Source organism: Pseudomonas sp. GW821-FHT09E04 (assembly GCF_059416185.1).
Genome location: NZ_JBWKOR010000005.1, coordinates 519,806 through 545,013, shown reverse-complemented (window position 1 = coordinate 545,013; position 25,208 = coordinate 519,806). Strand labels below are relative to the sequence as shown.

Sequence of the window (25,208 nt, the reverse complement as noted above, 5' to 3'; positions counted from 1 at the left end):
CCCGGGCTGCATTCCCACGCGGAGCGTGGGAACGATCACTGTCACCAAACCCCGATCTGCACCATTTTCTCCGTCTCCGGCTCCCCATAACGAAACCGCTGCCCACGCAAATCAATCTCCTGATGACTGATCGTCGTGCGCCGCTTCAGCCCGCGCACCCACTCGAACAGATACCCCGCATGCTCCTCGCGCACCGCCGCATACGCCGGATCAGCGCCCAGATCCTGCAGCTCCTGCGGATCATTCAACAGATCGAAAAGCTGCGGCCGGAAGCCGTCGTACGCCAGGTATTTCCAGCGCTCGCTGCGCACCATGGTCATGCGACAACGGTCGATCGGCTGGCCCAGCCGCTCCCGTGCCGGGGCCTGGAAGGCGTAGTCGTATTCGCTGATCGCATAGCGGCGCCAGTCGGGATTCTCGCCGTGCAGCAGCGGAATCAACGAGCGACCTTCCAGTCGATGCTCCGCGCCCGTGACGCCCAGCGCTTCGAGAAAGGTCGGCACGCCGTCGATGGTTTCCGCCAGGCGTTCGTCCACCGTACCCCGTGTGATGTCCGCCGCCGCACGCGGGTCGCGCACGATCAATGGCACGCCCACCGCTTGCTCCAGCAAAAACTCCTTCTCCCCCAGCCAGTGATCGCCCAGGAAGTCGCCGTGATCGCTGGTGAACACGATCAAGGTGTCATCCCAGCGACCGTTGCTTTGCAGGAAATCGAACAGCCGCCCCAACTGGTCATCGACCTGTTTGACCAGGCCCATGTACGTCGGGATCACATTCTGTCGTACCGGATCTTTGGAGAAGTTCAGGCTTTCCTCATGCTGGCGAAAGGCCTGATAGACCGGGTGGTCGCTTGGAGAGGCATTACGTACCGGTTCGAGAATCGATTTCGTACTGTACAAGGTGTGGTACGGCGCCGGTACGATGTAGGGCCAGTGGGGTTTGATATAGGACAGGTGTAAAAACCACGGTTTTTCACCTTGCTCACCGATGAAGTCGATGGCTCGATTTGTAGTGTAGACAGTCTCTGAATGTTGCTCGGGAATTCGCGCCGGCAAATGGGCGTTGCGCATTTTCCAGCCGCTGAGAATTTCGCTGTTGTCACCTTCGGCAGCGTTGGCCCAGTCGTGCCAGGGGTTACGCCCCTCGAACCCCTGCTCGCGCAGGTAATGGGTGTACGGCGCGGATTCGCGTTTGTCATCGAACAGCGGGTCGTCGGGGAAGATGCCGTCGTGGCGAAAGTACGGCTCGAAGCCGACTTCATTCAGCACTTCGGCCTGTGCGCTTTCAGGGTTGATCGCCAGCCGCTGCAAGGCATCCACGTTGGCCGTGGCGTGGGTCTTGCCGACCAGCGCAGTACGAATGCCGTGGGGCCGCAGGTAATCGCCGATGGTCAGTTCTTCCAGCGGCAGCGGCACGGCGTTCCACGCCACCTGATGGCTGCTGACGTAACGCCCGGTGTAGGCCGACATCCGCGACGGCCCGCAGATCGTGCCTTGGGTGTAGGCGCGGCTGAAGCGCACGCCGGCAGCGGCCAGGCGATCGACGTTCGGGGTGTGCAGGTGCGGGTGGCCGTAGCAGGACAGGTAATCGCGGCGCAGTTGATCGCACATGATGTACAGCACATTGCGCACGGGGTTTTGCGGGTTGGACATGGGGTTCACCAGTCAGAAAGACAGGCGAGGTTTTTCGCTTTCGGCGAGGGTGTTCGGCAAGTGCATTCGGGGAATGCTTGTGATGCATGAAACGCATGGGCTCAGACGGCGAGGTTTGCCAGCGAGCACACCTCCTCATCCACCGCATCAATCGCCTTGATTTGCTCGATCATCGCCTCGGCCAATGGCGACAACCGATACCCGGCGCGACTGACAATTCCGTAGCGCGTGTACAGCTCCTCGAGATCATCCGCCAATCCCTCGATTTTTAAACACACCAGTTCACCCCGGGCCTGATGCAGCGCATCCGAATAGGCACCGACGATGCCGATCGCGTCGGAGCGCAGCACTACACCGAGCAGACTGGCGCTGTTCTCACACTCGACATTGGGTATGAAATCCGGGCGGCCACTGAGGTCGACGATGACCTTGCGCAGATTCGGCGGGCGAATGCTGACCGCCAGTGGATAACTCATCAATTGCTCGGCCGAGACCCGCTCAAAAGCAGCCAGCGGATGGCCGGCGCGGCAGCAGAAATGCCATTTGCGTGGCCGCAATCGGTAGGTCAGATAATCCGGATCCGCCTCGAAATGCCGGGTGTCGGCGACGAAAAATTCAAACTCTTCGCTCAGCAGCCGCTTGCTCAGGCTCTGCCAGTCATCGACCTGGTAATGCACCCGCGCTTTCGGGTATCGGCCGATGAAACTGCCGATCGCCCGTGGGATCAATCCAGCCGCCGGCGCCGGGCCGCAACCGAAGCGCAACTCTCCCGCCTCCAGCCCGTTGAACTGGCTGATCTCATTGGCCATTTGCTGGGCGCCGCTGACCAGTCGCCGTGCGTGTTCAAGCAGCACCTGGCCCTGTTTGGTCGGCGGCAATTCCTTGCGCCCGCGATCCACCAACTGGCAACCGACGCTGTGCTCCAGCGCCTGAATGCTGCGGCTGAATGCCGACTGCGACAGGTTCACCGCCTGCGCGCCCGCGACGAAGCTGCGTTGTTCGGCGAGGGCGATGAAGTGGCGGAGCTGGCGCAAGTCGATATGCATTTTTCACATAAAAAATATCCGGGAAATGCATTGGATATGCATTAGGTCGACTCCTTATAAAGGCAATCTCTTATGCAGTAAATCTTTGTAAAAACATAAATAAATAACTTAAAAGAATATGCGGCACAGAAGATGTCAGCGTGTTTTTTGACCAGGAGCAGCCCCATGAGTCCGTTGAACCTCGCTTCACCGCCGCCGCCACGACGGCTCAAACGCTTGCCTCTGGCCCTGTTGCTGGCGGGGAGTGCCAGCTGGAATCAGGGTTACGCCGATGAAGCTCAAAACCCTGTACCGACCCCGGCAGGCAAAAACGCCACCGCCACTTCGCAACTGGAGACCGTGACGGTCACCACTCGCCGTCGCGAAGAAAGTTCGCAGGATGTACCGACGCCGATGAGCGTGGTCAGCGGTCAGACTCTGGAGACGCAGCGGGTCTATCGGATTCAGGATCTGCAGCAACTGGTGCCCAGCGTCAACGTCGCCTACATGCATGCACGCCAGTCCAGCGTGTCAATCCGGGGCCTGGGCAACAACCCGGCCAGCGACGGTCTGGAAGGCAGCGTCGGCCTGTACATCGACAACGTTTATCTGGGCCGTCCGGGGATGGCGGTGTTCGACCTGATGGACATCGAACAGCTCGAAGTCCTGCGCGGGCCGCAAGGTACTTTATTCGGCAAAAACACCACCGCCGGGGTGATCAACATCAGCACCCGCGCGCCGAGTTTCACCCCGGAACGCAGCATCGAAACCTCGGTCGGCGAGGACGGTTATTTCCAGACCAAGGGCACGCTTTCCGGGCCGCTCAACGATCAATTGGCCGGGCGCATTTCCGCTTATCGCACCCGCAGCGACGGCGATATCAAAAACGAATTCAACGGTCATGACCTGAACGGCGGTTCCCGCGACGGCTTCCGAGCGCAGTTGCTGTTCAAGCCCAACGAAGATTTCAATCTGCGCTGGATCGGTGACTACAACGAAGAGGATTCCAGCGCCGGTACCCGCGTGCTGTACAACACCGGGCCGACCATCAACGGCGTCAACCTCTATCAGTCGCGGGCCAACGCCGCCGGCGCAACGCTGGTCAATGGCTCGCACCGCAAGGTCAATCTGGACAACGACCAGCACGTCACGGTGCATCAGGGCGGCACATCGGTGGAGGCTAACTGGACGCTGCCGAGCGACTTCACCCTGACGTCGATCAGCTCCTATCGCTTCTGGAATTTCACCCCGGCCAACGACGATGGCCTCAATGTCGCGGCGACCTACAACGCCGGGGTTTCCGTCGAGGACAAACAGTACTCGCAGGAATTTCGCCTCGCATCGCCCAAGGGTGAGTTCTTTGATTACGTGCTAGGCGCGTACTACTTCGGTTCGGATTTGGACAACAAATCCTTCGCCTATTACGGCCCGCAGGCCGACATCTGGAACGGCACGCCACGGGGCGCATTGGCCAACGTCGGCAGCGTCGGCAACGGTCACATCAAGACTGACAGTTTCGCCCTGTTCGCCCAAGGCACCTGGCACCTCACCGAGCGCCTGGATTTCACCGCCGGGGTGCGCGGCACCTATGAAGAGAAGAATGCCTGGGTCACTCGCGATGCACCGGTCGGTGGCGCCGCTGTCACCGGTGCAGCGGCCACTGCACGACGCGGACGTACCGGCGCTTACGACTCTGGCGATCTGAACCAGTACAGCTCCAGCCCATCCGGATTGCTCAACCTCAGCTATCGCATTACCGATGATCTGCTCGGCTACGCCACGCTGTCCCACGGCGAAAAATCCGGCGGGGTCAACCTCGTGGTCGGTTCCGCTCCGACCGCTGGCGCCGACTCGCTGCTGATCGGCACGGAGCGCGCCAACAACGCCGAGCTCGGCTTCAAGAGCACCCTGTGGGACCGCCGCCTGCAGCTCAACGCCAACCTGTTCTGGACTCAGGTCAACGCCTATCAGACCAACGCCTACGATGACGTCAACCGCGTGCAATACCTGACCAATGCCGGTTCTGTGCGCTCGCGTGGTGTGGAATTCGAAAGCACCGTGATCCCGCTGCGTGGCCTGACCCTGAACTTCAACGGCTCGTTCAACGACGTCAGTTACCTCTCGTACAAAGACGCGCCGTGCCCGCCGGAAGTCAGCCTGGCACCGGGGGCTCCGGCCTCTTGCGACCTCAGCGGTCATCAGGTCGTCGGTGCCTCGAAATGGATCGGCAACGCCAACGGCAAATACGAATGGAATCTGGCCAACGGGCTGCAACCTTACGTCACCGGCAGCTACGCATTTCGCTCCAAAGCGGTGGGCACCGTCGAGGATTCCGACTACGGCCAGATCCCGAGCTATGCGGTGGTCAATCTCTCCACCGGCCTGCGCGGCGATTTCAATCAGGGTCAGTGGGATGTCTCGCTGTGGCTGAAAAACGCCTTCGACAAAACCTACTACACGACCCTGTGGACCGGCGGCAACGGCGGTTATGAAGGCCTGCTCGGCACGCCGCGCACCCTCGGCGTCACCGGTCGCTACGACTTCTGATCGATCCTTCAAGGAGCTGCATCATGTTGCGCATCAAAACCGTTTTACCGGTGTTGTTGTCCGGCGCAGTGCTCAGTGCCGGAGCGCTCGCCGCGCCCAGCGTCTATCCCACAGGCGTCACCCGATACGACCCGGCCAAGGCCTTCAACCAATATGTGATCTTCAGCGGTGCCGACAAGCAGACGCACCTGATCGACATGAACGGCAACGAAGTGAAGAGCTGGTCTCAGGCCGGCTTCCCGTCAGCGATCATCGACCCGAAACTGGTCGGTGGTGAGCGCGGTCACGTCCTGCTGCAACTGAGCGACAAGGATCCGGGCAAGCTCGGTTCCGCCGGTAACGGCCTGGGTAATCAGAGTGTCGGCGAGCTGGACTGGAATGGCAAAGTCGTCTGGCAGTGGGGCGACAAGGCACCCGGTGGCGCTGCGCAACAGCATCACGACCAGCGTCGCCTGAGCAACGGCAACACCGTGGTGCTGGCGAACAAGGTGCACAAGGTCAAAGGCTTCAAAGTGCCCGAGGTGATCGACGATGCGATCTATGAAGTCAGCCCCGCAGGCGAGGTGAAATGGCAGTGGCTGGCGTCGGATCACTTGAACGAATTCGGTTTCACTGCCGAGCAATTGAAGCTGGTGCGTGCCAGTGAAAATCCGGATTACCTGCACATCAACAACCTCAGCCTGGTCGGGCCGAACAAATGGTTTGACTCAGGCGACAAGCGCTTCAATCCGGACAATCTACTGCTCGACTCACGCAACGCCAATTTCATCGCCATTATCGACAAACACAGCGGCAAAGTGGTCTGGCGCCTGGGGCCGAACCTGCCGCTGGCCAACCCGAAAACCGCGCAGAAAATACCGCGCCCGGTAGACCAGTTCGTCGGTCAGCATGATGCGCACATCATCCCGGCCGGGCTGCCTGGCGCCGGCAATCTGCTGGTGTTCGACAACCAGGGTTCGGCGGGTTATCCGAACGTCACGCTGGGGCTGATTTCCGGCTCGCGGGTGCTGGAAATCGACCCGGTGAAAAACGAAATCGTCTGGCAGTACAGCGCCGCCAATTCGAAGCAGCCGGGGTGGGCGTTCTACAGCTCGTTCATCAGCAGCGCGCGGCGTTTGCCCAACGGCAACACGTTGATCGACGAGGGCATGAACGGGCGGTTTTTCCAGGTAACGGCCAGCGGTGAAAACGTCTGGGAATACGTCAGCCCTTATCTGGGCAAGGCGCCGGGCAGCGATGCGATCAGCAACTGGGTGTATCGAGCACTGCCTGTGAGTTATGACTGGGTACCGGCCGGAACGCCGCGTTCGGAGACGGCAGTGATTGCGCCGGTAGTCAGTGTGCAACAGACCAACGCCAGCCGTTAGTTTAAATGCTATTAACACTCTTCAGATTCGAAATAAGTTATGAGCGACATGAATAGTGCATATAGCAATATCGTTGAAAAGTCGCGTGGACAATAAGTAAATGTCCAACCATCCTGAGTGTCGTGAGTTTCCAGGAGGAAACTTGCTCTCATCGGAAGACACTTATCCAACGATAAAGGAAATCTCGTTATGTCGAGCATTAATGGCAACTATGTAAACGCTAACGCTGGCGCCAAACTGACGATTACCGATGGCAACGACTCCAACGGCACCTTCAGCGGCAAATTCAGCCAGAACGGCGTGAACTACGACATCGCGTACGGTCACTACCACTTCCAGAACAGCACCGGGCAGCCTACGATCATTACTTTCGCGGCTCTGAATGACGGCACTGGCTATCAGTCCTGGACCCTGTTCTCGCCGGATCACAACTACTCGAAAGTTCGTGCGGTGGGTTCGCGCACCAACTTTGACGGTGATGTAGTCGGTCTGGCCGGGGAGTTTGTGAAGCAATAAGAAATTCTGTAAGTCGAAGGCCGATGCATTAAACATGCATCGGCCTTTTTATTTGCCTCTTGAAAAGTTCGTCAACTATCACCTTGGTATTAGTTGTCACTGAATGCCGGGGCGTCGATAACCCGATGCCTTGGATGAATACTTTTTATGCCGGGAAAGCATGTCGATTCTGGCGAATCGCTGGAAGCCTTGCGGGCCGTGGCTTTGGCGGAAATGACCGTTTTTTATATTCCATAAATATCTATCCATAACATGAAAGATTACTTTCGGAGATAAGCCTCTAGCCCAATGATTAACCCATCGATCACGCCGTGGGGGATTCAACAAGCGGCGCATCGGCTACGCGAAAAAACGCAAAGAGACCGCAGGGAGTAAATCAATGGGCAATGTCCAGACCGCCGCCAGTGCACAGGAGGTGCTGTGGCGCCAGGCGCCGAGCGGCGAGTTGGTCGATCTCGGCCGGCCCCATCGTGTGCCGTTGGGGCAACTGCGTTTGCAGCGCGCGCCCAGGGGCATTCTGAGCCGCCGCGAAACGATTCTGCTCGGCGTTCTGGCGCTGGTGGTGCATGGCGCGGTGATCTACTGGATCAATCAGCACCCGACGCCGGCGCTGCCGATCGTGCCGCCGGAAATTCCACCGATGACCATCGAGTTTTCGCGCCCGGCACCACCGGCACCACCTGTGGTTGTACCGCCGCCACCGGCACCTGTGGTCGAGCCACCGCCACCGGTGGAAGACGAACTGGCAACCAAGCCACCACCAAAACCGAAGCCGATTCCCAAGCCGAAACCGGTCGCCAAACCCGTACCAAAACCGGCCCCCAAAGCCGTCGAGCAACCCCCGGCTCCGCCACAACCGGCGGCCCCGGTCGCCGCACCAGCGCCACCTGCACCACCGGCGCCTGCTCCGGTGACCCCGGCCTCGGCCAACGCCGCGTACCTGAAGAACCCGGCGCCGGAATACCCTTCGCTGGCCCAGCGTCGCGGTTGGGAAGGCACGGTGTTGCTCCGGGTGCACGTACTGGCCAGCGGCAAACCGGGCGAGATCCAGATTCAGAAAAGCAGTGGCCGGCAACAGCTCGACGACGCGGCGCTGGACGCCGTGAAGCGCTGGAGTTTCGTGCCGGCCAAGCAGGGTGATGTCGCCCAGGACGGCTGGGTCAGCGTGCCCATCGATTTCAAGATTCATTAAACCGAAACCAATTTCGCGCTAAACGTTTACACGAGGGAACACATCATGACGTTACTGGCATCTCCACTGGAATCCATCGAAAGCGCGGTGATCTGGCTGCTGGTGGTCTTCTCTGTCGCCACCTGGGGCCTGGCATTGCTCAAGGCTGTGCAGTTCGGCCGGTTGAAGGCGCAGGATCGCAAATTTCACAAGCGCTTCTGGGCGGCGTCGAGTCTGGACTCCGCCGCCGAGTTGAGCGAAACCCAGCCCGGCGCGGCAGCGCGGGTGGCACAGGCCGGTTATGCGGCGATTCAAGTGGGCGAGGCGCCGCAGGCCAATGACCTGAGCCAGGCGATCAACCATCAGGATCGCCTCGAACGTGCCTTACGTCAGCAGATCGTCCGCGAGCGTCGTTCGCTGGAAACCGGTCTGGCGGTGGTTGCGAGTATTGGCAGCACCTCGCCGTTCATTGGTCTGTTCGGCACGGTGTGGGGAATCATGGAAGCGTTGAAAGGCATCAGCGCGGCAGGCTCGGCGAGTCTGGAAACGGTCGCAGGTCCCATCGGTGCAGCGCTGGTCGCCACCGGGGTGGGGATCGCGGTCGCGGTGCCGGCGGTGCTGGTTTACAACTACTTTTTGCGTCGTCTGAAACTGACGGCGGCGGACCTGGACGACTTTGCCCACGACTTCTACAGCCTGGCGCAAAAGAGTTCGTTCCGCGTGCTGATCCACCCGACCGCGCACAAGGCTGCGGCCCAGGGCAACGCAACAAAAGTGAAGGAGGCGTCCTGATATGGCCTTCTCCACGCAAGACAGCGACGAGGTGCTGAGCGAGATCAACGTGACGCCGCTGGTCGACGTGATGCTGGTGCTGCTGGTGGTGTTCATCGTCACCGCGCCGCTGCTGACCAACGCGATACCGATCAACCTGCCGAAGACCGAAGCGGTGGCGCCGGTCGAGCAGAAAGACCCGTTGGTGGTGAGTATCGACGGTGCTGGAAAACTGTTTATCAACAAGGACGAAATCCAGCCGGACCTGCTGGAGTTCAACCTCAAGTCGGCCAAGGCCAAGGACCCGGAAGTGCGCGTGCAATTGCAGGCTGACGACGGGGTGAATTACGGCGAAGTGGCGCGAGCCATGGCTTCGATTGAGCGGGCAGGCATCACCAAACTGTCGGTGATCACTGCACGATAAGGGTTTCACGTTTTTCCGGGGCCGTCTCCTTGGCAGGGTGCGGCCCCTTTTTTTGCCCGAGGATTTATATTCTTTTCAGGTCTTAATAAATAGCTTCTTATTCCTTAACGAATATAAATCCCGTCCCTATACTCCTTCAGGAACAGACACGACGCAGGAGAGCTCCCCCATGCGCAACGAATCAATCCGCTATCTGATTGTGCCGGGCTGGCAAGGATCGCCAGAAGATCATTGGCAAAGCCACTGGCAGAACAGCCTGCCGAACAGCGCGCGGGTGGAGCAGGCCGACTGGCTGACGCCGCGTCGTGAAGACTGGGTCGCGGCGCTGGCCGAGGCGATTGCCGCCGACAGCACGCCGGTGATCCTGATCGCCCACAGCTTGGGTTGCATCACCGTGGCGCACTGGGCGGCCACCGCGCCGTTGCAGCATTTGCGTCAGGTGCGCGGTGCGCTGCTGGTCGCGCCTGCGGATGTAGAACGTCCGGCCTGCGTGCCGGCACTGCGCAATTTCGCACCGATTCCGACCGACCTGCTGCCGTTCCCGAGCCAGGTCGTCAGCTCCGACAACGACGCCGCCGTCAGTGCACCGCGTGCCTTGGAGCTGGCACGCAACTGGGGTGCCGAGGCGGGAATTCTCGCGGGTGCCGGCCATATCAACGTGAAGTCCGGGCATCAACGCTGGGAGCAGGGATTCGCTTATCTGTATCGCCTGCAAAACCGCATGGAACACCACGCCCGGCGTCGTGCCTGACCATTTTTATTTTTTCAGCGCCCCCGTCTCCCGGCGATTTGGGGCGGGAGTCTGCCATGAGTTTCGAAACCTTCGGTCAGCCGTTGCTGACCTTTCCCGATGCGGAAAAAAGTCCCCTGAGCATTCGCGCGAAGGCGCTGGTGTTCGTCGATCCACGCTCGCGCCAGCTGCGCGAGGAAATGGCCCAACTCGCACCGCGCTCGATTTCGGTGTTGATTCGCGGCGAGACCGGTACCGGCAAGGAATTGCTCGCCCGCCATATCCACCGCGCCAGTGATCGCAGCGGCTTGTTTGTCTCGGTCAATTGCGGGGCGATCAGCCCGACGTATGCCGATGCCGAGTTGTTCGGCTACGCCGCCGGCAGTTACAGCGGCTCGGCCAGCAGCCGCGCCGGCTGGTTCGGTTCGGCCAACGGCGGCACGTTGTACCTGGATGAAATCGGCGACCTGCCGCTGCCGATCCAGATCAAGTTGCTCGCCGCGCTGGAAAACCACGAAGTCACCCGCGTCGGTGCCCATCAACCGAGCCCGGTGGATGTGCGCCTGGTGGCGGCGACCAGCATCGATCTGGCCCAGGCGGTGGCGGCGGGGAAATTCCACGAGCGGCTCTATCACTATCTCAGCGAGGGGCATCTGGAACTGCCGGCGTTGCGCGCGCGGGTCGGCGATATTCTGTCGTTGGCCGAGTACTTCCTCGGCATCTACAGCCAGCGCCTGGATCTGCCGGTGCCGCTGATCAGCGAAGCGGCGCAGGAGGTGCTGGAGCAACACAGTTGGCCGGGCAACACTCGGGAGCTGGAGAACGTCATTCATTTTGCGTTGCTGGTGAGCACTGGCGAGGAAATTCTGCCAGAGCACCTGAACCTGCCCGAGGTGTCTGGGACGCTGGTTCAGATCGAACGTCAGGTGGCGAGCATCACTGCCAAAGGGACAGCCGAGGAACGTAAGGCATTGAAAAAATTACTGTTGAGCCTGGGCGAGGCGTTGTAACCATTTTGTTCAACATGAACAAAATGGAATATGAAGCTGAATAAACGTTATTGTCCGGGAATAAAAAATCCCGGTATTGTCCGCTTCACGCCAGCAGTAGCACATCGCTGGCACACGTATTAATGCCGTCGTCGATGACGACCGATTTTCGATAAGGACACTGCATGAAAAAGGTTCTGTTGTTTACCGCATTGGCGGCTGCTCTGACGGCTTCCCTGGCGCAGGCCGGCGAGAAACTGGTTGTCGCGGCGACCCCGGTTCCGCACGCCGAGATCCTCGAACTGATCAAACCGACCCTCGCCAAAGAAGGCGTGGATCTGGAAATCAAAGTCTTCACCGACTACGTACAGCCGAACGTACAGGTTGGCGAGAAGCGTCTGGACGCCAACTACTTCCAGACCCTGCCGTACCTGAACAGCTTCAACCAGGGTAAATACAAGGACGACAAAGCCAAGTACCTGGTGACCGTGCAAGGCGTTCACGTGGAACCGTTCGGTGGCTACTCGAGCAAGTACAAGACCCTGGCCGAGTTGCCGGACGGCGCCACCATCGCCATTCCGAACGAAGGCAGCAATAGCGGTCGCGCACTGATCCTGCTGCAGAAAGCCGGCCTGATCGAACTGAAAGATCCGAAGAACGCCCTGGCGACGCCAAAAGACATCGCCAAGAACCCGCACAACTTCAAGTTCAAGGAACTGGAGTCGGCCCTGCTGCCGCGTGTTCTGAAAGAAGTCGATCTGGACATGATCAACACCAACTACGCGCTGGAAGCCAAGTTGAACCCGACCAAGGACGCCCTGGTGATCGAAGGTGCTGATTCGCCTTACGTGAACTTCCTGGTGGCCCGTGAGGACAACAAGAACAGCGACGCGATCCAGAAGCTGGCCAAGGCCCTGACCAGCCCGGAAGTCAAAGCGTTCATCGAGAAGAAGTACAACGGCGCGGTACTGCCGGCGTTCTGATCTGACGCAGCAACACAACCCCTTCAGGTATGAAAACGCCGATGGCCAGTGATGGTCATCGGCGTTTTTGTGTGTGCGGGTGAGGGGTTTTTAAGCTCACGCTATCCCGGTCTTCAACGCCCGGCGCAACGCCACCAACAATTTCACAATCTCATGCGGATCCAGTCGCTGCGGCACTTTTACGTCCATGTTCTCTTCCTTGTTATGGGGTTCGGCCGAGGGAGTCTGGCCAAAAGCTGTTCGTCCTTGGAGGGCTTTGATGAAAAAAAGATCCGTCCTACAGCGCTGGGGACAATAGCCTTCCTCCTCCTTCCCGGCAAACCCGTCGATTAGTTTTTTGTGTGATATCAATATGCTTTATCGGTATTTAAATTCTTCTTTTTATACCTTTAAAGTCGGTGCCTGCCGGACAGCTATCCGCTGCCCATGGACTGCACCACCGTCGCTTACCGAGCGGCGTCAGGATGTTTCATGAACTTCGATTACGCATTTATCCTCAGCACCCTGCCGGCGTTTCTCAAAGCCGTGGGCGTGACGCTGCAGGTCGGTTTGATCGCCATCGGCACCTCGCTGCTGGTGGCGTTGCTCAATGCGACGATTCTGGTGTTCCGCACGCCTTACCTGCAAAAGCTGGTCGGGCTGTATGTGGAGCTGGCGCGCAACACGCCACTGCTGATCCAGTTGTTCTTCGTCTACTTCGCCTTGCCGGCACTGGGGATCAAGGTTTCCGGTTTCACGGCGGCGATCATCACCATGACTTTTCTCGGCGGCGCCTACCTCACCGAAGTGCTGCGCGCCGGCGTCGATGCGGTGCCTCAGGCGCAACTGGAGTCCGGCCGTTCCATCGGCTTGTCCCACGGTCAGTTGCTGCGCTACGTGATCCTGCCGCAAGCGGGGATCCTCAGCCTGCCGTCGCTGTTCGCCAATTTCATTTTCCTGCTCAAGGAGACCACCGTGGTCTCGGCCGTGGCGGTGCCGGAGATTCTCTACACCACCAAGAGCTACATCGCGCTCTACTACAAAACCTACGAAATGCTCGCCGTGCTGACGCTGATCTGCGTGCTGTTGTTCCTGCCGCTGTCGCTGCTGTTGAGCCGTCTGGAAAGGAGGCTCCAGCATGGCCAGTTCGGGTCTTGAACTGCTCTGGGTGTCGTTGCCGCAATTGGCAAAAGGCGCCGGGCAAACCCTGTCGATCTCGTTCCTCAGCATCGCCATCAGTACCTTCGGCGGCGTGCTCTACGGTGTGCTGCGCACGCTCAACGTGACGTGGCTGAACGCGGTGCTGCGAATTTATCTGGAGCTGTTCCGGGCGATTCCGGTGCTGGTCTGGTTGTACCTGCTGTTTTTTGGCTTGCCGATTTTCTTTGGCCTGAGCCTGCCGAGTTTCTGGTGCGCGGTGCTGGTGCTGTCGCTGTGGGGCGCCAGCGAGGTCGGCGAAGTGGCGCGCGGTGCGCTGCATTCGTTGCCGCGCGGGCAGCGTGAAGCGGGGCTGTCGATCGGTCTGAACGCGGCGCAGCTCTATGGCTACGTGCTGTTGCCCCAGGCGCTGAAACGCATGACGCCACCGACCATCAACGTCTACACGCGGATCATCAAGACCAGTTCGCTGGCGGTGCTGATCGGCGTGGTGGATGTGATCAAGGTTGGCCAGCAGATCATCGAGCGCACCTACGAATCGGTGCTGATCTACGGCGCGCTGTTCCTGTTTTTCTTTTTCATCTGCTACCCGCTGTCGGCCGCCTCGCGCGTGCTGGAGCGGCGCTGGACGCAAGCATGAGCGCATTGATCGAGTTTCAGGGTTTCAACAAATTCTTCGGCGAACAGCAGGTGCTCAAGGGCATCGACCTGCAAGTGAAATCCGGTGAAGTCATCGTCATCCTTGGCCCTAGCGGTTGCGGAAAAAGCACACTGCTGCGTTGCCTGAACGGTCTGGAAACCGCCCACAGCGGTCACTTGAAATTCGCCGGCCGAGAGCTGCTGGACAAGGCCACCGACTGGCGTGAAATCCGCCAGCAGATCGGCATGGTGTTCCAGAGTTATCACCTGTTTCCGCACATGAGCGTGCTCGATAACTTGCTGCTCGGCCCGCTCAAGGTGCAGAAACGCGAACGCCGCGAAGCACGGCAGCAAGCCGAAGCATTGCTCGAACGCGTTGGTCTGCTGGACAAGCGCGATGCCTTTCCCCGGCAACTTTCCGGTGGTCAGCAGCAACGCATCGCCATCGTCCGCTCGTTGTGCATGAACCCGCGAGTGATGCTCTTCGATGAAGTCACCGCTGCCCTCGATCCGGAGATGGTCAAGGAAGTGCTGGAAGTGATTCAGGGCCTGGCCCGCGAAGGCATGACCCTGTTGATCGTCACCCACGAAATGGCCTTCGCCCGCGCGGTGGCCGATCGCATCGTGTTCATGGATGCCGGGCGCATCCTTGAACAGAACCCGCCCGAGCTTTTCTTTACGAACCCGCAAACCGCACGCGCGCAGCAGTTCCTGGAGAAGTTCTCCTACGTTGAAGCACTGCCCACAACGACTCAAACCAAGGAACTGGAACTGCCATGAAAACTGCCAAAGCTCTATTTGCATTACCGCTGATCAGCCTCGCTCTGCTGGCCGGCTGCAACAAGACCGAAGAACCGGCCAAGCCGAAAGTCGCCAGCGAAAGCACCGCGCCGGCCGGTTATCTGGACAAGATCAAGGCCCGCGACAAACTGATCGTCGGCGTATTCACCGACAAACCGCCGTTCGGTTTTGTCAATGAAGCCGGTCGCTATGTTGGCTTCGATACCGACATCGGCCGTCAATTCGCCAAGGATCTGCTGGGCGATGAAAACAAGGTCGAGTTCGTGGCCGTGGAGCCGGCGAGCCGCATTCCGTTCCTGCAAAGCGACAAGGTCGACCTGATCCTCGCCAACATGACCGTGACCCCGGAGCGCAAGGAAGCGGTGGAATTCACCAACCCGAACCTGAAAGTCGCGGTGCAGGCGTTGGTGGCTCAGGGCAGCGAAGTGAAGAAACTGGATGACCTGGCGACCCGCACCACCATCGTCACCACCGGCACCACTGCCGATATCTGGCTGACCAAGAATCACCCGGACTGGAAACTGCTGAAGTTCGAGAAAAACTCCGAGTCCCTGCAAGCCCTGGCCAACGGCCGTGGCGATGCTTACGCGCAGGACAATCTGGTGCTGTTCAGCTGGGCCAAGCAGAACCCGGGCTACCGCGTGCTGGATGAAAAACTCGGTGCCGAAGCCCCGATTGCACCGGCGGTGAAGAAGGGCAACATCGAATTGCGCGATTGGGTGAACACCGAGCTGGCCAAGCTGGGTGAAGAGAAATACCTGCTCAAGCTGTATGACCAATATGTGCGTAAAGAGCTGAGTGATGACACCAAGCCTGAGAGCGTGATTGTTGAGGGTGGGAAGTGGCAGGGCTAAGCCGATGATCGTTCCCACGCATGCGTGGGAACGATCGATCAACAAGCTAATCCGGCCAGTTCCACGCCGGCTCATCCAGCACCCTCTGCCCGACGATCCCGGTCTGGCCGAGGGTTTTTTCCAGCACGATGCAATTGCATTCCTCATCTTCCTGCAATGCCGAAATCAATCGCCGTGCGTGTGAAACCACCCACACCTGACACTCCTGCGATGCGCGAATGATCAACCGCGCCAGCGCCGGCAACAGATCCGGATGCAGACTGGTTTCCGGTTCGTTCAGCACCATCAGCGACGGCGGGCGTGGCGTCAGCAGTGCGGCGACCAGCAGCAGATAACGCAGCGTGCCGTCCGACAACTCTGCCGCCGACAGCGGTCGTAACAACCCTTCCTGAAAAAACTCGATGGCAAAGCGTCCGCCCGCCAGCGGCGCGATGTTCAACCGTGCGCCGGGAAACGCATCGCTGATCGCGGCCTGCAACGCCTCGGGGTCGCCGATTTCGCGGATGGTCTGCAAGGCTGCCGCCAGATCCCGGCCATCGTGATGCAGCACCGGCGTGCGCGTGCCCAGTTGTGGCTGGCGCACCGGGGCGTCGGCGTCGCTGCGAAAGTGATCGTAGAAGCGCCAGCGGCGGATGAACTCGCGCATCTGGAACACTTCCGGCGAGGTGCGCAGGCTACCGACCTGATCGAACAGGCTGTCGAATGTCGGCGTGTGCTGGGCCATGACATCCCAGGTGCGACCATCACGGGTACGAATCATTGGCCCGTCGCGGTCCACCAGCAAGCTGGCAGGTCGATAGAGCGGCCCGGCCCAGATGCATTCCCGCTTGATTTGCGGATCAAGGCTGAAGCGCGAAGGGGTCGGTACACGGTCTCCAGGCAGCATGAAATGCCCGTTGGAGTCGGGGAGCCCGAGGCTGATCGAGTAACTGAAATCCTCTCCGGCAAACCCCAGCCGCAGACGTTTCACACCCTGGCGGACCGTCGATTGAATCGGCACTTCGCCATTGCGCATGCGCCGGCTGATGGTTTCCGGCCCGGCCCAGAACGTCGAGTCCAGCCCGCCCTCACGGGCCAGCGCATTGACCACGCCGCCCTGAGCGGTTTCCGCCAGCAGTCGCAGCGCCCGGTAAAGATTGGACTTGCCGCTGCCGTTGGGGCCGGTGATCAGGTTCAGCCGACCCAGCGGGATTACCAATTTATTGATCGAGCGGTAATTGGCTACCGCGAGGGTCTTGAGCATGAAAATCCTTCTTGGGTGCCCCGAATTCCGGGTCAGGATACCTGCTGCACATAAATGCATATATCGCCCGGACGAAGGTTGAACCCTGTTCTAAGCTCACAGTCGTACCGTCACTTGCACGTTCGTACACAGGAAGGAGTCTGCATGGCGAGTCCCGGATTGAAAACAGCGGTGATGCTGAGCCTGCTCGCTTTGCTCGCGGCCTGCAGCGAAAAGAAGCCACCTCAGGAATACCTGCCACGGGTCTTTGTACAAGAGGTCAAACCCGCGGACTTCGCGGCGTCCGTGACCCTCACCGGTGACGTTCAGGCGCGGGTACAGACCGAATTGTCGTTCCGGGTCGGCGGCAAGATCATCCAGCGCATGGTCGATGTCGGTGACCGCGTTTCGGCCAAACAAGTGCTGGCCAAACTCGATCCCAAGGACTTGCAGACCAACGTCGACTCCGCCCAGGCCCAGGTGCTGGCCGAGCAGGCGCGGGTCAAACAGAGCGCCGCCGCATTCGTCCGGCAGCAGAAACTGTTGCCCAAGGGTTACACCAGCCAGAGCGAATACGATTCCGCACAAGCCGCATTGCGCAGCAGCCAGAGTGCCTTGAGCGCGGCCCAGGCGCAGTTGGCCAATGCCAGGGATCAACTGAGTTACACCGCGCTGATCGCCGATGCACCCGGCATCATCACCGAGCGTCAGGCCGAAGTCGGCCAGGTGGTTCAGGCCACCGCGCCGATTTTCAGCCTGGCCCGGGACGGCGACCGCGACGCGGTGTTCAACGTTTACGAATCGCTGCTGGCCGAGCGCCCGGCGGAGCGTTCGATTGTCGTCAGCCTGCTCGACAACCCGCAAATCAAGACCACCGGCACTGTTCGTGAAATCACCCCGGCGGTGTCGGCGCAGTCCGGCACGGTGCAGGTCAAAGTTACCCTCGACAGTCTGCCGCAGGGCATGCAGCTCGGTTCGGTGGTCAGCGCCACCGCCAAGGGCAGCGGCAAATCGGCGGTGGAATTGCCATGGTCGGCCCTGACCAAAAACATCAGCGAACCTGCGGTGTGGATGGTGGACGACAAGGGTGAGGCGCAACTGCACAACGTCACCGTCGGCCGCTACCTGACCGGGCACGTGATTATCAGCGCCGGCCTCACGGGCGGCGAGAAAGTGATCATTGCCGGCGGCCAACTGCTGCATCCGGGGATGAAAGTCGAGATCGCCGAGAACACCTACAAGGATCTGCAATCGGGAGCGCAGCCATGAAGCCTTTGTGGGTGATGTCGATCGGGCTGCTGCTGGGTGCCTGTTCCAAGAACGAGCCACCGCCGGAGCCGGTGCGCCCGGTGCTGTCGATCAAGGTCGAAGCGCTGAGCGAGGAAAACCTCGGCCGTTTCGCCGGCAGCATTCAGGCGCGCTACGAGAGCAACACCGGTTTTCGCGTCGGCGGGCGCATCGCCAGCCGCAACGTCGATGTCGGCGCCGAGGTGCAGAAGGGCACCTTGCTCGCCACCCTCGATCCGTCCGACCAGCAGAACCAGTTGCGTTCGGCCCAGGGCGATCTGGCGAAAGTCGAAGCACAACTGATCAACGCCCAGGCCAACGCTCGGCGGCAGCAGGCGCTGTTTGATCGCGGCGTCGGCGCCCAGGCGCAACTGGACATCGCCACCACTGATCTGAAGACCACCCAGGCGTCCCTCGATCAGGCGCGGGCGGCGGTCAACCAGAGCAAGGATCAGCTCGGCTATACCGAGCTGCGCTCCGACCATAAAGCCGTGGTCACCGCATGGAACGCCGAAGCCGGTCAGGTGGTGACGGCCGGCCAGCAAGTGGTGACGCTGGCGCAACCGGATATCAAGGAAGCGGTGATCGATCTGCCGGACACGCTGGTCGACCAGATTCCCAGCGACGTGGTGTTTCTGGTGGCCGGGCAACTCGATCCGAGCATCAACACCACGGCCGTCATCCGTGAAATCGAACCTCAGGCGCAAAGCGCCACCCGTACCCGCCGCGCGCGTTTGACGCTGGCCTCAACGCCGCCCGGATTCCGCCTCGGTACGGCGATCAGCGTGACCCTCAGTTCGGCGATCAAGCCGCGAATCGAATTGCCCGCGACAGCCTTGCAGGAGGCCGACGGCAAAACCCGGATCTGGGTGATCGACCCGCAAAACAAAACCGTTGCCCCGCGTGACGTCAGCGTGACCAGCCGCACCGACAGCACCGTGGTGCTGGCCGGTGGGGTCAAGTCCGGCGAGCGTGTGGTCAGCGCCGGCGTCAACAGCCTCAAACCCGGACAAGCCGTGAAACTCGACGAGGACAGTCAATGAAAGGGTCTTTCAATCTTTCCGAATGGGCCCTCAAGCATCAGTCGTTCGTCTGGTACCTGATGTTCGTCGGGCTGCTGATGGGGGTGTTCTCGTACATCAATCTGGGGCGCGAGGAAGACCCGTCGTTCACCATCAAGACCATGGTGATCCAGACCAAGTGGCCGGGTGCGACCCAGGAAGAAACGCTCAAGCAGGTCACGGACCGCATCGAGAAAAAACTCGAGGAACTCGATTCCCTCGACTACGTGAAAAGCTACACGCGCCCCGGCGAGTCGACGGTCTACGTCTATCTGCGCGACACCACCAGCGCCAAGGACATTCCGGAAATCTGGTACCAGGTGCGCAAGAAGATCAACGACATTCGCGGCCAGTTTCCCCAGGGCATTCAGGGGCCGGGATTCAACGACGAGTTCGGTGATGTCTTCGGTTCGGTCTATGCGTTCACGGCCGACGGCCTGACGATGCGTCAGTTGCGCGACTATGTGGAGCAGGCCCGCGCCGAGATCCGCGGTGTGCCGGGGCTGGGCAAGATCGAAATGATCGGCCAGCAGGACGAAGTGCTGTACCTGAACTTCTCGACCCGCAAACTGGCGGCGCTGGGCATCGACCAGCGTCAGGTGGTGCAGAGCCTGCAATCGCAGAACGCCGTGACCCCGGCAGGTGTGATCGAGGCCGGACCGGAACGCATTTCGGTGCGCACCTCCGGGCAGTTCGCCTCGGAAAAGGATCTGGCCGAGGTCAATCTCAAGCTCAATGACCGCTTCTATCGTCTGGCCGACATCGCCGAGATCAGTCGCGGTTATGTCGACCCGGCAACGCCGGAGTTCCGCTTCGACGGCAAGCCGGCCATTGGCCTGGCCATTGCGATGCAGAAGGGTGGCAACGTTCAGGCATTCGGTAAGGCCCTGCACGCGCGCATCGATGAACTCACCGCCGACCTGCCGGTGGGGGTTGGCGTGCACACGGTTTCCGATCAGGCCGTGGTGGTGGAAGAGGCGGTCGGTGGCTTCACCAGTGCGCTGTTCGAAGCGGTGGTCATCGTGCTGGTGGTGAGTTTCATCAGCCTCGGCGTGCGTGCCGGGCTGGTGGTGGCGTGCTCGATCCCGTTGGTGCTGGCGATGGTGTTTGTGTACATGGAGTACAGCGGCATCACCATGCAGCGGATTTCTCTGGGGGCATTGATCATCGCCCTCGGGTTGCTGGTGGACGATGCGATGATCACCGTGGAGATGATGGTGACGCGTCTGGAGATGGGCGAGAGCAAGGAGCAGGCGGCGACGTTCGCCTACACCTCCACAGCGTTTCCGATGCTCACCGGTACGCTGGTGACAGTGGCCGGTTTCGTGCCGATTGGTCTCAACGCCAGCTCCGCCGGTGAGTACACCTACACGCTGTTCGCGGTGATCGCGGTGGCAATGATCGTGTCGTGGGTGGTGGCGGTGTTCTTCGCACCGGTGATCGGCGTGCACATCCTCAGCACCAACGTAAAACCCCATGAAGCCGAACCCGGACGCATCGGGCGGGCGTTCAATGGCGGTCTGCTGTGGTGCATGCGCAATCGCTGGTGGGCGATCGGCATCACGGTGTTGTGCTTCGTACTGGCAGTGTTCTGCATGCGCTTTGTGCAGAACCAGTTCTTCCCGTCGTCCGATCGTCCGGAAATTCTGGTCGATCTGAACCTGCCGCAAAACGCCTCGATCGATGAAACCCGCAAGGCCGTCGACAAGCTCGAAGCCTCGCTCAAGGGCGACCCGGACATCGTGCGCTGGAGCACTTACATCGGCCAGGGCGCAATCCGTTTCTACCTGCCGCTGGATCAGCAACTGCAGAACCCGTACTACGCGCAACTGGTGATCGTCAGCAAAGACTTCAAGGCCCGTGAAGCCTTGAGCCAGCGCCTGCGTGATCGTCTGCGCAAGGATTTCGTCGGCATCGGCAGTTACGTGCAAGCCCTGGAAATGGGCCCGCCGGTGGGCCGTCCGATCCAGTACCGGGTCAGCGGCAAGGACGTCGATCAGGTGCGCAAGCACGCCATCGACCTGGCCACCGAACTGGACAAGAGCCCGCACATCGGCGAGATCATTTACGACTGGAACGAACCCGGCAAAGTCCTGCGCATCGACATCGCTCAGGACAAGGCGCGTCAGCTCGGCCTGTCATCGGAAGATGTGGCCAACCTGATGAACAGCATTGTCAGTGGCTCGCCGCTGACCCAGGTCGACGACGATATCTACCTGATCAACGTGGTCGGTCGCGCGGTGGATTCCGAACGCGGTACACCGGAAACCCTGCAAAACCTGCAGATCGTCACGCCCAACGGCACGTCGATTCCGCTGCTGGCCTTCGCCACGGTGCGATATGAACTGGAGCAGCCGCTGGTGTGGCGTCGCGACCGTTTGCCGACCATCACCATCAAGGCCTCGGTGCGCGATGAAATCCAGCCGACCGATCTGGTGAAAGTCCTCAAGCCCACCATCGATGCCTTCGCGGCCAAACTGCCGGTGGGCTACAAAGTCGCCACTGGCGGTACGGTCGAGGAGAGCGGCAAGGCGCAGGGGCCGATTGCCAAGGTCTTGCCGCTGATGCTGTTCCTGATGGCGACCTTCCTGATGATCCAGTTGCACAGCGTGCAGAAGCTGTTCCTGGTGGCCAGTGTCGCGCCGCTCGGGCTGATCGGCGTGGTGCTGGCGCTGGTGCCGACCGGTACGCCGATGGGCTTCGTGGCGATCCTGGGGATTCTGGCGCTGATCGGCATCATCATCCGCAACTCGGTGATCCTCGTGACGCAGATCGAAGAGTACGAGCAAAAAGGCTACGCGCCCTGGGATGCGGTGGTGGAAGCGACCGAGCACCGGCGCCGGCCGATCCTGCTCACCGCGGCGGCGGCGAGCATGGGCATGATCCCGATCGCCCGGGAAGTGTTCTGGGGGCCGATGGCCTACGCGATGATCGGCGGGATCGTGATTGCGACGTTGCTGACGCTGCTGTTTCTGCCGGCGCTGTATGTGGCCTGGTACAAGATTCGCGAGCCGAAGAAGGACGCCTCGTCATCGGCACAGTGAGTGCGCTTGTTACATATTTGCGAAGGGCCTGACTTACAGCGTCGGCGTATTCGGTTAACGTCCCTCCTCCTTTAGGAGAAGGGACGTCTGATGCTTACCGTTACTTGCTGGCTGCGCGCGTTATTGCTGATTGCCGGTTTATGCCTGTCGTCCCTGTCGTGGGCCGACACGCTATTGGAAAACTCGTTGTGGCGCGTGCAACTCGATCCGGCAACGCTGGCTGTCCGTATCACTCCTGTGGGCCGGGAGACGGTGCAGGCGTCGACGGGGATTGCCCCGCACAAGGTCAGTCAGTTGATCAGGCGCGACAACCGCGTCGACTGGCAATGGGATGACGGAGCCTGGACCCTCAGCGCCACGCTCGATCAACGTGATCTGTCCTTCTCGATCACGGCGCGTGAGCCCGCAGAACTGGAGTTTCTCCGTCAGCCCGCCAGCGCGATGGGCAAGGGGCTGATCTGGCCTCTGGCCGAGGGGCACTACGTGCCGCGCGGCGATCCGGTGTGGCATTCGTTTCTTTTGAATCAGGGCGAATTCAATACCACGCAGGATCTGAGTTTGCCGCTTTGGGGGGTTGAACATGATGGATTCAGCCTGCATTGGCTGATGTCCAATCCCTACAACAATCGACTGCTGCTCAGCGCCGAAGGCAAGACTCTGGCGCTGTCCGCCCGGCATCGCTTCACCTCACTCGATCCGTCGACGCCATTGACGTTCACGCTGTTTCTCGGGGCAACCGACCCGTTGGCCGGCGCCAAGCGCTATCGGCAATGGCTGATCGATAACGATCGTTATGAAGCCTTGAGCAGCAAATTCACGAAAACACCTGAGGCGAGGCGACTGCCGGGCGCCAGTCATCTGTACCTGTGGGGTAACGACCTGCTGGGAGCCAAAGATGTGCGCAGTTGGTCTGTGCTGCTCGACACCTTGCGCGGTGGGGGCTCACTGGCCAGTGAGCTGAAAGCGGGAATGGATCGTGAGGCGTTGCAGATCCTTGCCACTGGCGGGGAGTTGAACCGCTATCAGAAAACCGTACTTTTGCGCAGTCTCAATCACGCCCTGAATACTCTGGCGCGCAAGACCTGGCAGGCCCGGGCCGTGCCGGACATGCAGGCTCTGGTCAACGGTTACGCTGATGTGCGCGCACAAGTGGCAGCCCACCTCGGTGAGGCGCTGACGCCTGAACCCGAGCGCTGGGGCAGCACCTTGTCGCTGGATACGATCAAGCAATTACAGAACGCCGGGCTGTCCCGTTTGTGGTTGGGACTGGGTGAGGGCTGGGAGGGTGGCCTCTGGCACCCCGAGACGATCAAGGCCGGCGTGGCGGCGGGTTATCTGATCGCGCCGTACGACTCTTATGAGACGGCGCTGAGCCGTAGCGAGAACCCTGATTGGACCACCGCACACCTGGGGGACAAGGCAAATCTTGAGTGCGCAATCGTGAAGAGCGACGGAACGCTGAAAAGCGGCTTCCAGCAATCGGGGCATTACACCGACCCCCGTTGCGTGCGACCGCTGCTTGAGCAGCGGGTCGCGGCCATTCGCGACGCCGCCGGTTTCAACAGCTGGTTTCTCGATGCCTATGCCACCGGCATGCTGTTCGACAGCTACCGTCTCGGGGCAACGATGACCCAGGCACAGAATGCCGAAGGCAACATCGGGGCATCACGCTGGATCAATGAAGTGCTGAAACTGCCCGCAGGTTCCGAGGATGGCAACGCAACGACCGCGCAAGGCGTGTTGTTCGCCCATGGCATGCAGACGCCAGTGATCGGTTGGGGCGATGTCGAAATGAGCAAGAACCCCAAGTCCAGGTACTTTGCAGGCAAGTGGTATCCGCCGGAGCAGCCAGAGGTTTTCTTCAAACCTGTGCCGATCAAGGAGTCGTTGCGGCGTATTCACTTTGATCCGGCCAGCCGTTTGCCGTTGTATCAGGCGGTGTTCCATGGCTCGGTCATCACGTCCCACCATTGGCTGTTCGATAGTCTGAAACTGACCAATGTACGGGCGGACAACGAACTCGCGCAGTTGCTCTACAACGTTGCGCCGCTGTATCACCTCAGTGTCGACACGCTTGCGCAGCGATTGCCGCAGATTGCCCGTCAGGATGCATTCTTCCGGCCTTTGCATGAACGTCTGGCAACCCAGGCGCTCACCGGTTTCGAATGGTTGAGCGCGGACCGGCTGGTTCAGCAGACATCCTTTGAAGACGGCACGCGCTTATTGGCTAACTTTGATGTGCAGACGCATGAGGTGCAGGGGCAGACTGTGCCCGGGCGAAGCATCATGGTGCGCTCGCCGGGGAGTGCGCCAACCTGGTTTCAGGTTGAAGCGAGGCCCTGAGTTTCAGGCCTTGCGCCAGACACTGGCCAACCAAGGCTGCTGCTCACGCGGCAGCCCCGCCGGTCGGTAGTAATGCTCAAGTTCCACGAACCCGGCAGCGGTCAGCAATCCGCGCCAGGCTTCAAGATCGTGGTACGAGCCATAACGCGGCCCATTCCAGCCTTCACGGTTATCCCCACGCGGGTTGGAACTGAACAACACCCCACCCGGCTTCAGTGTCCCGTGTAACTGCTGCAGAACCCGTGGCAATTCCTGCAACGGCACATGAAACAGCACCGCATTGGCGAAGATGCCGTCGAAGCGTTCTGCCGGCAGATCCAGCTTCAGAAAATCCTGGCACCACACCTCGCAGCCGCTGTCTTCCCGGGCCATCTGCGCGAATTTTTCCGCGCCGTCGAGGCCGACGGCGACGTGACCCATGCGCGTGAAGGTCTGCAAATCCCGCCCAGGTCCACAGCCGAAATCGAGGATGGAAAACGGCGCCTCAGCCTGAATGTGCCGCAGCAGTGCATCGATGTTCTGGCTGACATCGTGATCGCGGGTGCCTTCACGAAAATCCTCGGCCACCGAGTTGTAGTGGCCGAGGGTGGTGGAGGTGATCTGTTCCAGATCGGTGGGGGTCTGTTTCATGGTCGGGCTGCGCTG

At 60.4% G+C, this 25,208-nt stretch carries 21 protein-coding genes; 17 read left to right on the top strand and 4 right to left on the bottom strand.

Translation table 11 applies throughout. The features are described 5' to 3' along the window. Positions 1–41: 41 nt before the first annotated feature. Together AC07N4_RS21240 and AC07N4_RS21235 are read right to left on the bottom strand one after the other, a co-directional pair. Positions 42–1,652: an alkaline phosphatase family protein gene (locus tag AC07N4_RS21240; RefSeq protein WP_493065903.1), complete on the bottom strand. Its 1,611-nt coding sequence runs from the start codon at positions 1,650–1,652 to the stop codon at positions 42–44. Between the two features lie 101 nt (positions 1,653–1,753). Continuing rightward, positions 1,754–2,698 (bottom strand): LysR family transcriptional regulator, encoded by a 945-nt coding sequence (locus tag AC07N4_RS21235; protein WP_096821871.1) that lies wholly within the window; start codon positions 2,696–2,698, stop codon positions 1,754–1,756. Positions 2,699–2,863: 165 nt separating this feature from the next. Between AC07N4_RS21235 and AC07N4_RS21230 the strand changes: the two genes are divergently transcribed. From AC07N4_RS21230 to AC07N4_RS21170, 13 genes are all read left to right on the top strand, one after another. Beyond that, a complete protein-coding gene (locus AC07N4_RS21230) occupies positions 2,864–5,224 on the top strand; it encodes a TonB-dependent receptor (RefSeq protein WP_102620575.1) in 2,361 nt (786 codons plus the stop codon). Positions 5,225–5,247: 23 nt separating this feature from the next. After that, positions 5,248–6,591, top strand: a complete 1,344-nt coding sequence (locus AC07N4_RS21225; protein ID WP_493065902.1) for an aryl-sulfate sulfotransferase — start codon at positions 5,248–5,250, stop codon at positions 6,589–6,591. A gap of 189 nt (positions 6,592–6,780) precedes the next feature. Continuing rightward, positions 6,781–7,107 carry a hypothetical protein gene (locus tag AC07N4_RS21220; RefSeq protein WP_007952780.1) on the top strand — a complete coding sequence of 109 codons (327 nt, stop codon included), beginning with the start codon at positions 6,781–6,783 and terminating at the stop codon, positions 7,105–7,107. A gap of 379 nt (positions 7,108–7,486) precedes the next feature. Further along, positions 7,487–8,299 (top strand): energy transducer TonB, encoded by an 813-nt coding sequence (locus AC07N4_RS21215; protein ID WP_493065901.1) that lies wholly within the window; start codon positions 7,487–7,489, stop codon positions 8,297–8,299. Positions 8,300–8,344: 45 nt separating this feature from the next. Further along, complete coding sequence (locus tag AC07N4_RS21210; RefSeq protein ID WP_011331927.1) at positions 8,345–9,070, top strand: MotA/TolQ/ExbB proton channel family protein; 726 nt, start codon at positions 8,345–8,347, stop codon at positions 9,068–9,070. Position 9,071: 1 nt separating this feature from the next. Continuing rightward, positions 9,072–9,473 carry an ExbD/TolR family protein gene (locus AC07N4_RS21205; protein ID WP_003220570.1) on the top strand — a complete coding sequence of 134 codons (402 nt, stop codon included), beginning with the start codon at positions 9,072–9,074 and terminating at the stop codon, positions 9,471–9,473. 169 nt (positions 9,474–9,642) lie between these two features. After that, positions 9,643–10,224, top strand: a complete 582-nt coding sequence (locus AC07N4_RS21200) for an alpha/beta hydrolase (protein ID WP_085712674.1) — start codon at positions 9,643–9,645, stop codon at positions 10,222–10,224. A gap of 56 nt (positions 10,225–10,280) precedes the next feature. After that, positions 10,281–11,213: a sigma 54-interacting transcriptional regulator gene (locus AC07N4_RS21195; RefSeq protein ID WP_102620578.1), complete on the top strand. Its 933-nt coding sequence runs from the start codon at positions 10,281–10,283 to the stop codon at positions 11,211–11,213. 164 nt (positions 11,214–11,377) lie between these two features. Beyond that, on the top strand, positions 11,378–12,175 hold the full coding sequence (locus AC07N4_RS21190; protein WP_096821875.1) for a MetQ/NlpA family ABC transporter substrate-binding protein: 798 nt from the start codon (positions 11,378–11,380) through the stop codon (positions 12,173–12,175). Between the two features lie 471 nt (positions 12,176–12,646). Continuing rightward, complete coding sequence (locus AC07N4_RS21185) at positions 12,647–13,312, top strand: amino acid ABC transporter permease (RefSeq protein WP_096821876.1); 666 nt, start codon at positions 12,647–12,649, stop codon at positions 13,310–13,312. Continuing rightward, positions 13,293–13,952, top strand: a complete 660-nt coding sequence (locus tag AC07N4_RS21180) for an amino acid ABC transporter permease (RefSeq protein WP_493065900.1) — start codon at positions 13,293–13,295, stop codon at positions 13,950–13,952. Before AC07N4_RS21185 ends, AC07N4_RS21180 begins: the two co-directional genes overlap by 20 nt. Further along, a complete protein-coding gene (locus AC07N4_RS21175; RefSeq protein WP_493065899.1) occupies positions 13,949–14,731 on the top strand; it encodes an amino acid ABC transporter ATP-binding protein in 783 nt (260 codons plus the stop codon). The genes AC07N4_RS21180 and AC07N4_RS21175 overlap by 4 nt, the downstream gene beginning before the upstream one ends. Beyond that, positions 14,728–15,606 (top strand): transporter substrate-binding domain-containing protein, encoded by an 879-nt coding sequence (locus tag AC07N4_RS21170; protein WP_096821879.1) that lies wholly within the window; start codon positions 14,728–14,730, stop codon positions 15,604–15,606. The genes AC07N4_RS21175 and AC07N4_RS21170 overlap by 4 nt, the downstream gene beginning before the upstream one ends. A 46-nt stretch (positions 15,607–15,652) precedes the next feature. On the opposite strand, the gene AC07N4_RS21165 is transcribed toward AC07N4_RS21170, so the two are convergent. Further along, positions 15,653–16,849, bottom strand: coding sequence for an AAA family ATPase (locus AC07N4_RS21165; RefSeq protein ID WP_096821880.1), 1,197 nt, complete (start codon positions 16,847–16,849; stop codon positions 15,653–15,655). Positions 16,850–16,993: 144 nt separating this feature from the next. On the opposite strand from AC07N4_RS21165, the gene AC07N4_RS21160 reads away from it, so the two are divergent. From AC07N4_RS21160 to AC07N4_RS21145, 4 genes are all read left to right on the top strand, one after another. Beyond that, positions 16,994–18,097, top strand: a complete 1,104-nt coding sequence (locus AC07N4_RS21160) for an efflux RND transporter periplasmic adaptor subunit (protein ID WP_102620581.1) — start codon at positions 16,994–16,996, stop codon at positions 18,095–18,097. Further along, positions 18,094–19,158 (top strand): efflux RND transporter periplasmic adaptor subunit, encoded by a 1,065-nt coding sequence (locus AC07N4_RS21155; RefSeq protein WP_096821882.1) that lies wholly within the window; start codon positions 18,094–18,096, stop codon positions 19,156–19,158. Before AC07N4_RS21160 ends, AC07N4_RS21155 begins: the two co-directional genes overlap by 4 nt. Continuing rightward, positions 19,155–22,220, top strand: coding sequence for an efflux RND transporter permease subunit (locus AC07N4_RS21150; protein WP_102620582.1), 3,066 nt, complete (start codon positions 19,155–19,157; stop codon positions 22,218–22,220). Before AC07N4_RS21155 ends, AC07N4_RS21150 begins: the two co-directional genes overlap by 4 nt. A 90-nt stretch (positions 22,221–22,310) precedes the next feature. Further along, a complete protein-coding gene (locus AC07N4_RS21145) occupies positions 22,311–24,563 on the top strand; it encodes a glycoside hydrolase (protein ID WP_493065898.1) in 2,253 nt (750 codons plus the stop codon). Between the two features lie 3 nt (positions 24,564–24,566). On the opposite strand, the gene AC07N4_RS21140 is transcribed toward AC07N4_RS21145, so the two are convergent. Then, positions 24,567–25,193 carry a class I SAM-dependent methyltransferase gene (locus AC07N4_RS21140; RefSeq protein ID WP_493065897.1) on the bottom strand — a complete coding sequence of 209 codons (627 nt, stop codon included), beginning with the start codon at positions 25,191–25,193 and terminating at the stop codon, positions 24,567–24,569. Positions 25,194–25,208 lie beyond the last annotated feature (15 nt).

Bases quoted from the DNA above. Each gene is read 5' to 3' on its own strand.
- AC07N4_RS21240 (WP_493065903.1), bottom strand. From the start codon at position 1,652: ATGTCCAACCCGCAAAACCCCGTGCGCAATGTGCTGTACATCATGTGC.
- AC07N4_RS21235 (WP_096821871.1), bottom strand. From the start codon at position 2,698: ATGCATATCGACTTGCGCCAGCTCCGCCACTTCATCGCCCTCGCCGAA.
- AC07N4_RS21230 (WP_102620575.1), top strand. From the start codon at position 2,864: ATGAGTCCGTTGAACCTCGCTTCACCGCCGCCGCCACGACGGCTCAAA.
- AC07N4_RS21225 (WP_493065902.1), top strand. From the start codon at position 5,248: ATGTTGCGCATCAAAACCGTTTTACCGGTGTTGTTGTCCGGCGCAGTG.
- AC07N4_RS21220 (WP_007952780.1), top strand. From the start codon at position 6,781: ATGTCGAGCATTAATGGCAACTATGTAAACGCTAACGCTGGCGCCAAA.
- AC07N4_RS21215 (WP_493065901.1), top strand. From the start codon at position 7,487: ATGGGCAATGTCCAGACCGCCGCCAGTGCACAGGAGGTGCTGTGGCGC.
- AC07N4_RS21210 (WP_011331927.1), top strand. From the start codon at position 8,345: ATGACGTTACTGGCATCTCCACTGGAATCCATCGAAAGCGCGGTGATC.
- AC07N4_RS21205 (WP_003220570.1), top strand. From the start codon at position 9,072: ATGGCCTTCTCCACGCAAGACAGCGACGAGGTGCTGAGCGAGATCAAC.
- AC07N4_RS21200 (WP_085712674.1), top strand. From the start codon at position 9,643: ATGCGCAACGAATCAATCCGCTATCTGATTGTGCCGGGCTGGCAAGGA.
- AC07N4_RS21195 (WP_102620578.1), top strand. From the start codon at position 10,281: ATGAGTTTCGAAACCTTCGGTCAGCCGTTGCTGACCTTTCCCGATGCG.
- AC07N4_RS21190 (WP_096821875.1), top strand. From the start codon at position 11,378: ATGAAAAAGGTTCTGTTGTTTACCGCATTGGCGGCTGCTCTGACGGCT.
- AC07N4_RS21185 (WP_096821876.1), top strand. From the start codon at position 12,647: ATGAACTTCGATTACGCATTTATCCTCAGCACCCTGCCGGCGTTTCTC.
- AC07N4_RS21180 (WP_493065900.1), top strand. From the start codon at position 13,293: ATGGCCAGTTCGGGTCTTGAACTGCTCTGGGTGTCGTTGCCGCAATTG.
- AC07N4_RS21175 (WP_493065899.1), top strand. From the start codon at position 13,949: ATGAGCGCATTGATCGAGTTTCAGGGTTTCAACAAATTCTTCGGCGAA.
- AC07N4_RS21170 (WP_096821879.1), top strand. From the start codon at position 14,728: ATGAAAACTGCCAAAGCTCTATTTGCATTACCGCTGATCAGCCTCGCT.
- AC07N4_RS21165 (WP_096821880.1), bottom strand. From the start codon at position 16,849: ATGCTCAAGACCCTCGCGGTAGCCAATTACCGCTCGATCAATAAATTG.
- AC07N4_RS21160 (WP_102620581.1), top strand. From the start codon at position 16,994: ATGGCGAGTCCCGGATTGAAAACAGCGGTGATGCTGAGCCTGCTCGCT.
- AC07N4_RS21155 (WP_096821882.1), top strand. From the start codon at position 18,094: ATGAAGCCTTTGTGGGTGATGTCGATCGGGCTGCTGCTGGGTGCCTGT.
- AC07N4_RS21150 (WP_102620582.1), top strand. From the start codon at position 19,155: ATGAAAGGGTCTTTCAATCTTTCCGAATGGGCCCTCAAGCATCAGTCG.
- AC07N4_RS21145 (WP_493065898.1), top strand. From the start codon at position 22,311: ATGCTTACCGTTACTTGCTGGCTGCGCGCGTTATTGCTGATTGCCGGT.
- AC07N4_RS21140 (WP_493065897.1), bottom strand. From the start codon at position 25,193: ATGAAACAGACCCCCACCGATCTGGAACAGATCACCTCCACCACCCTC.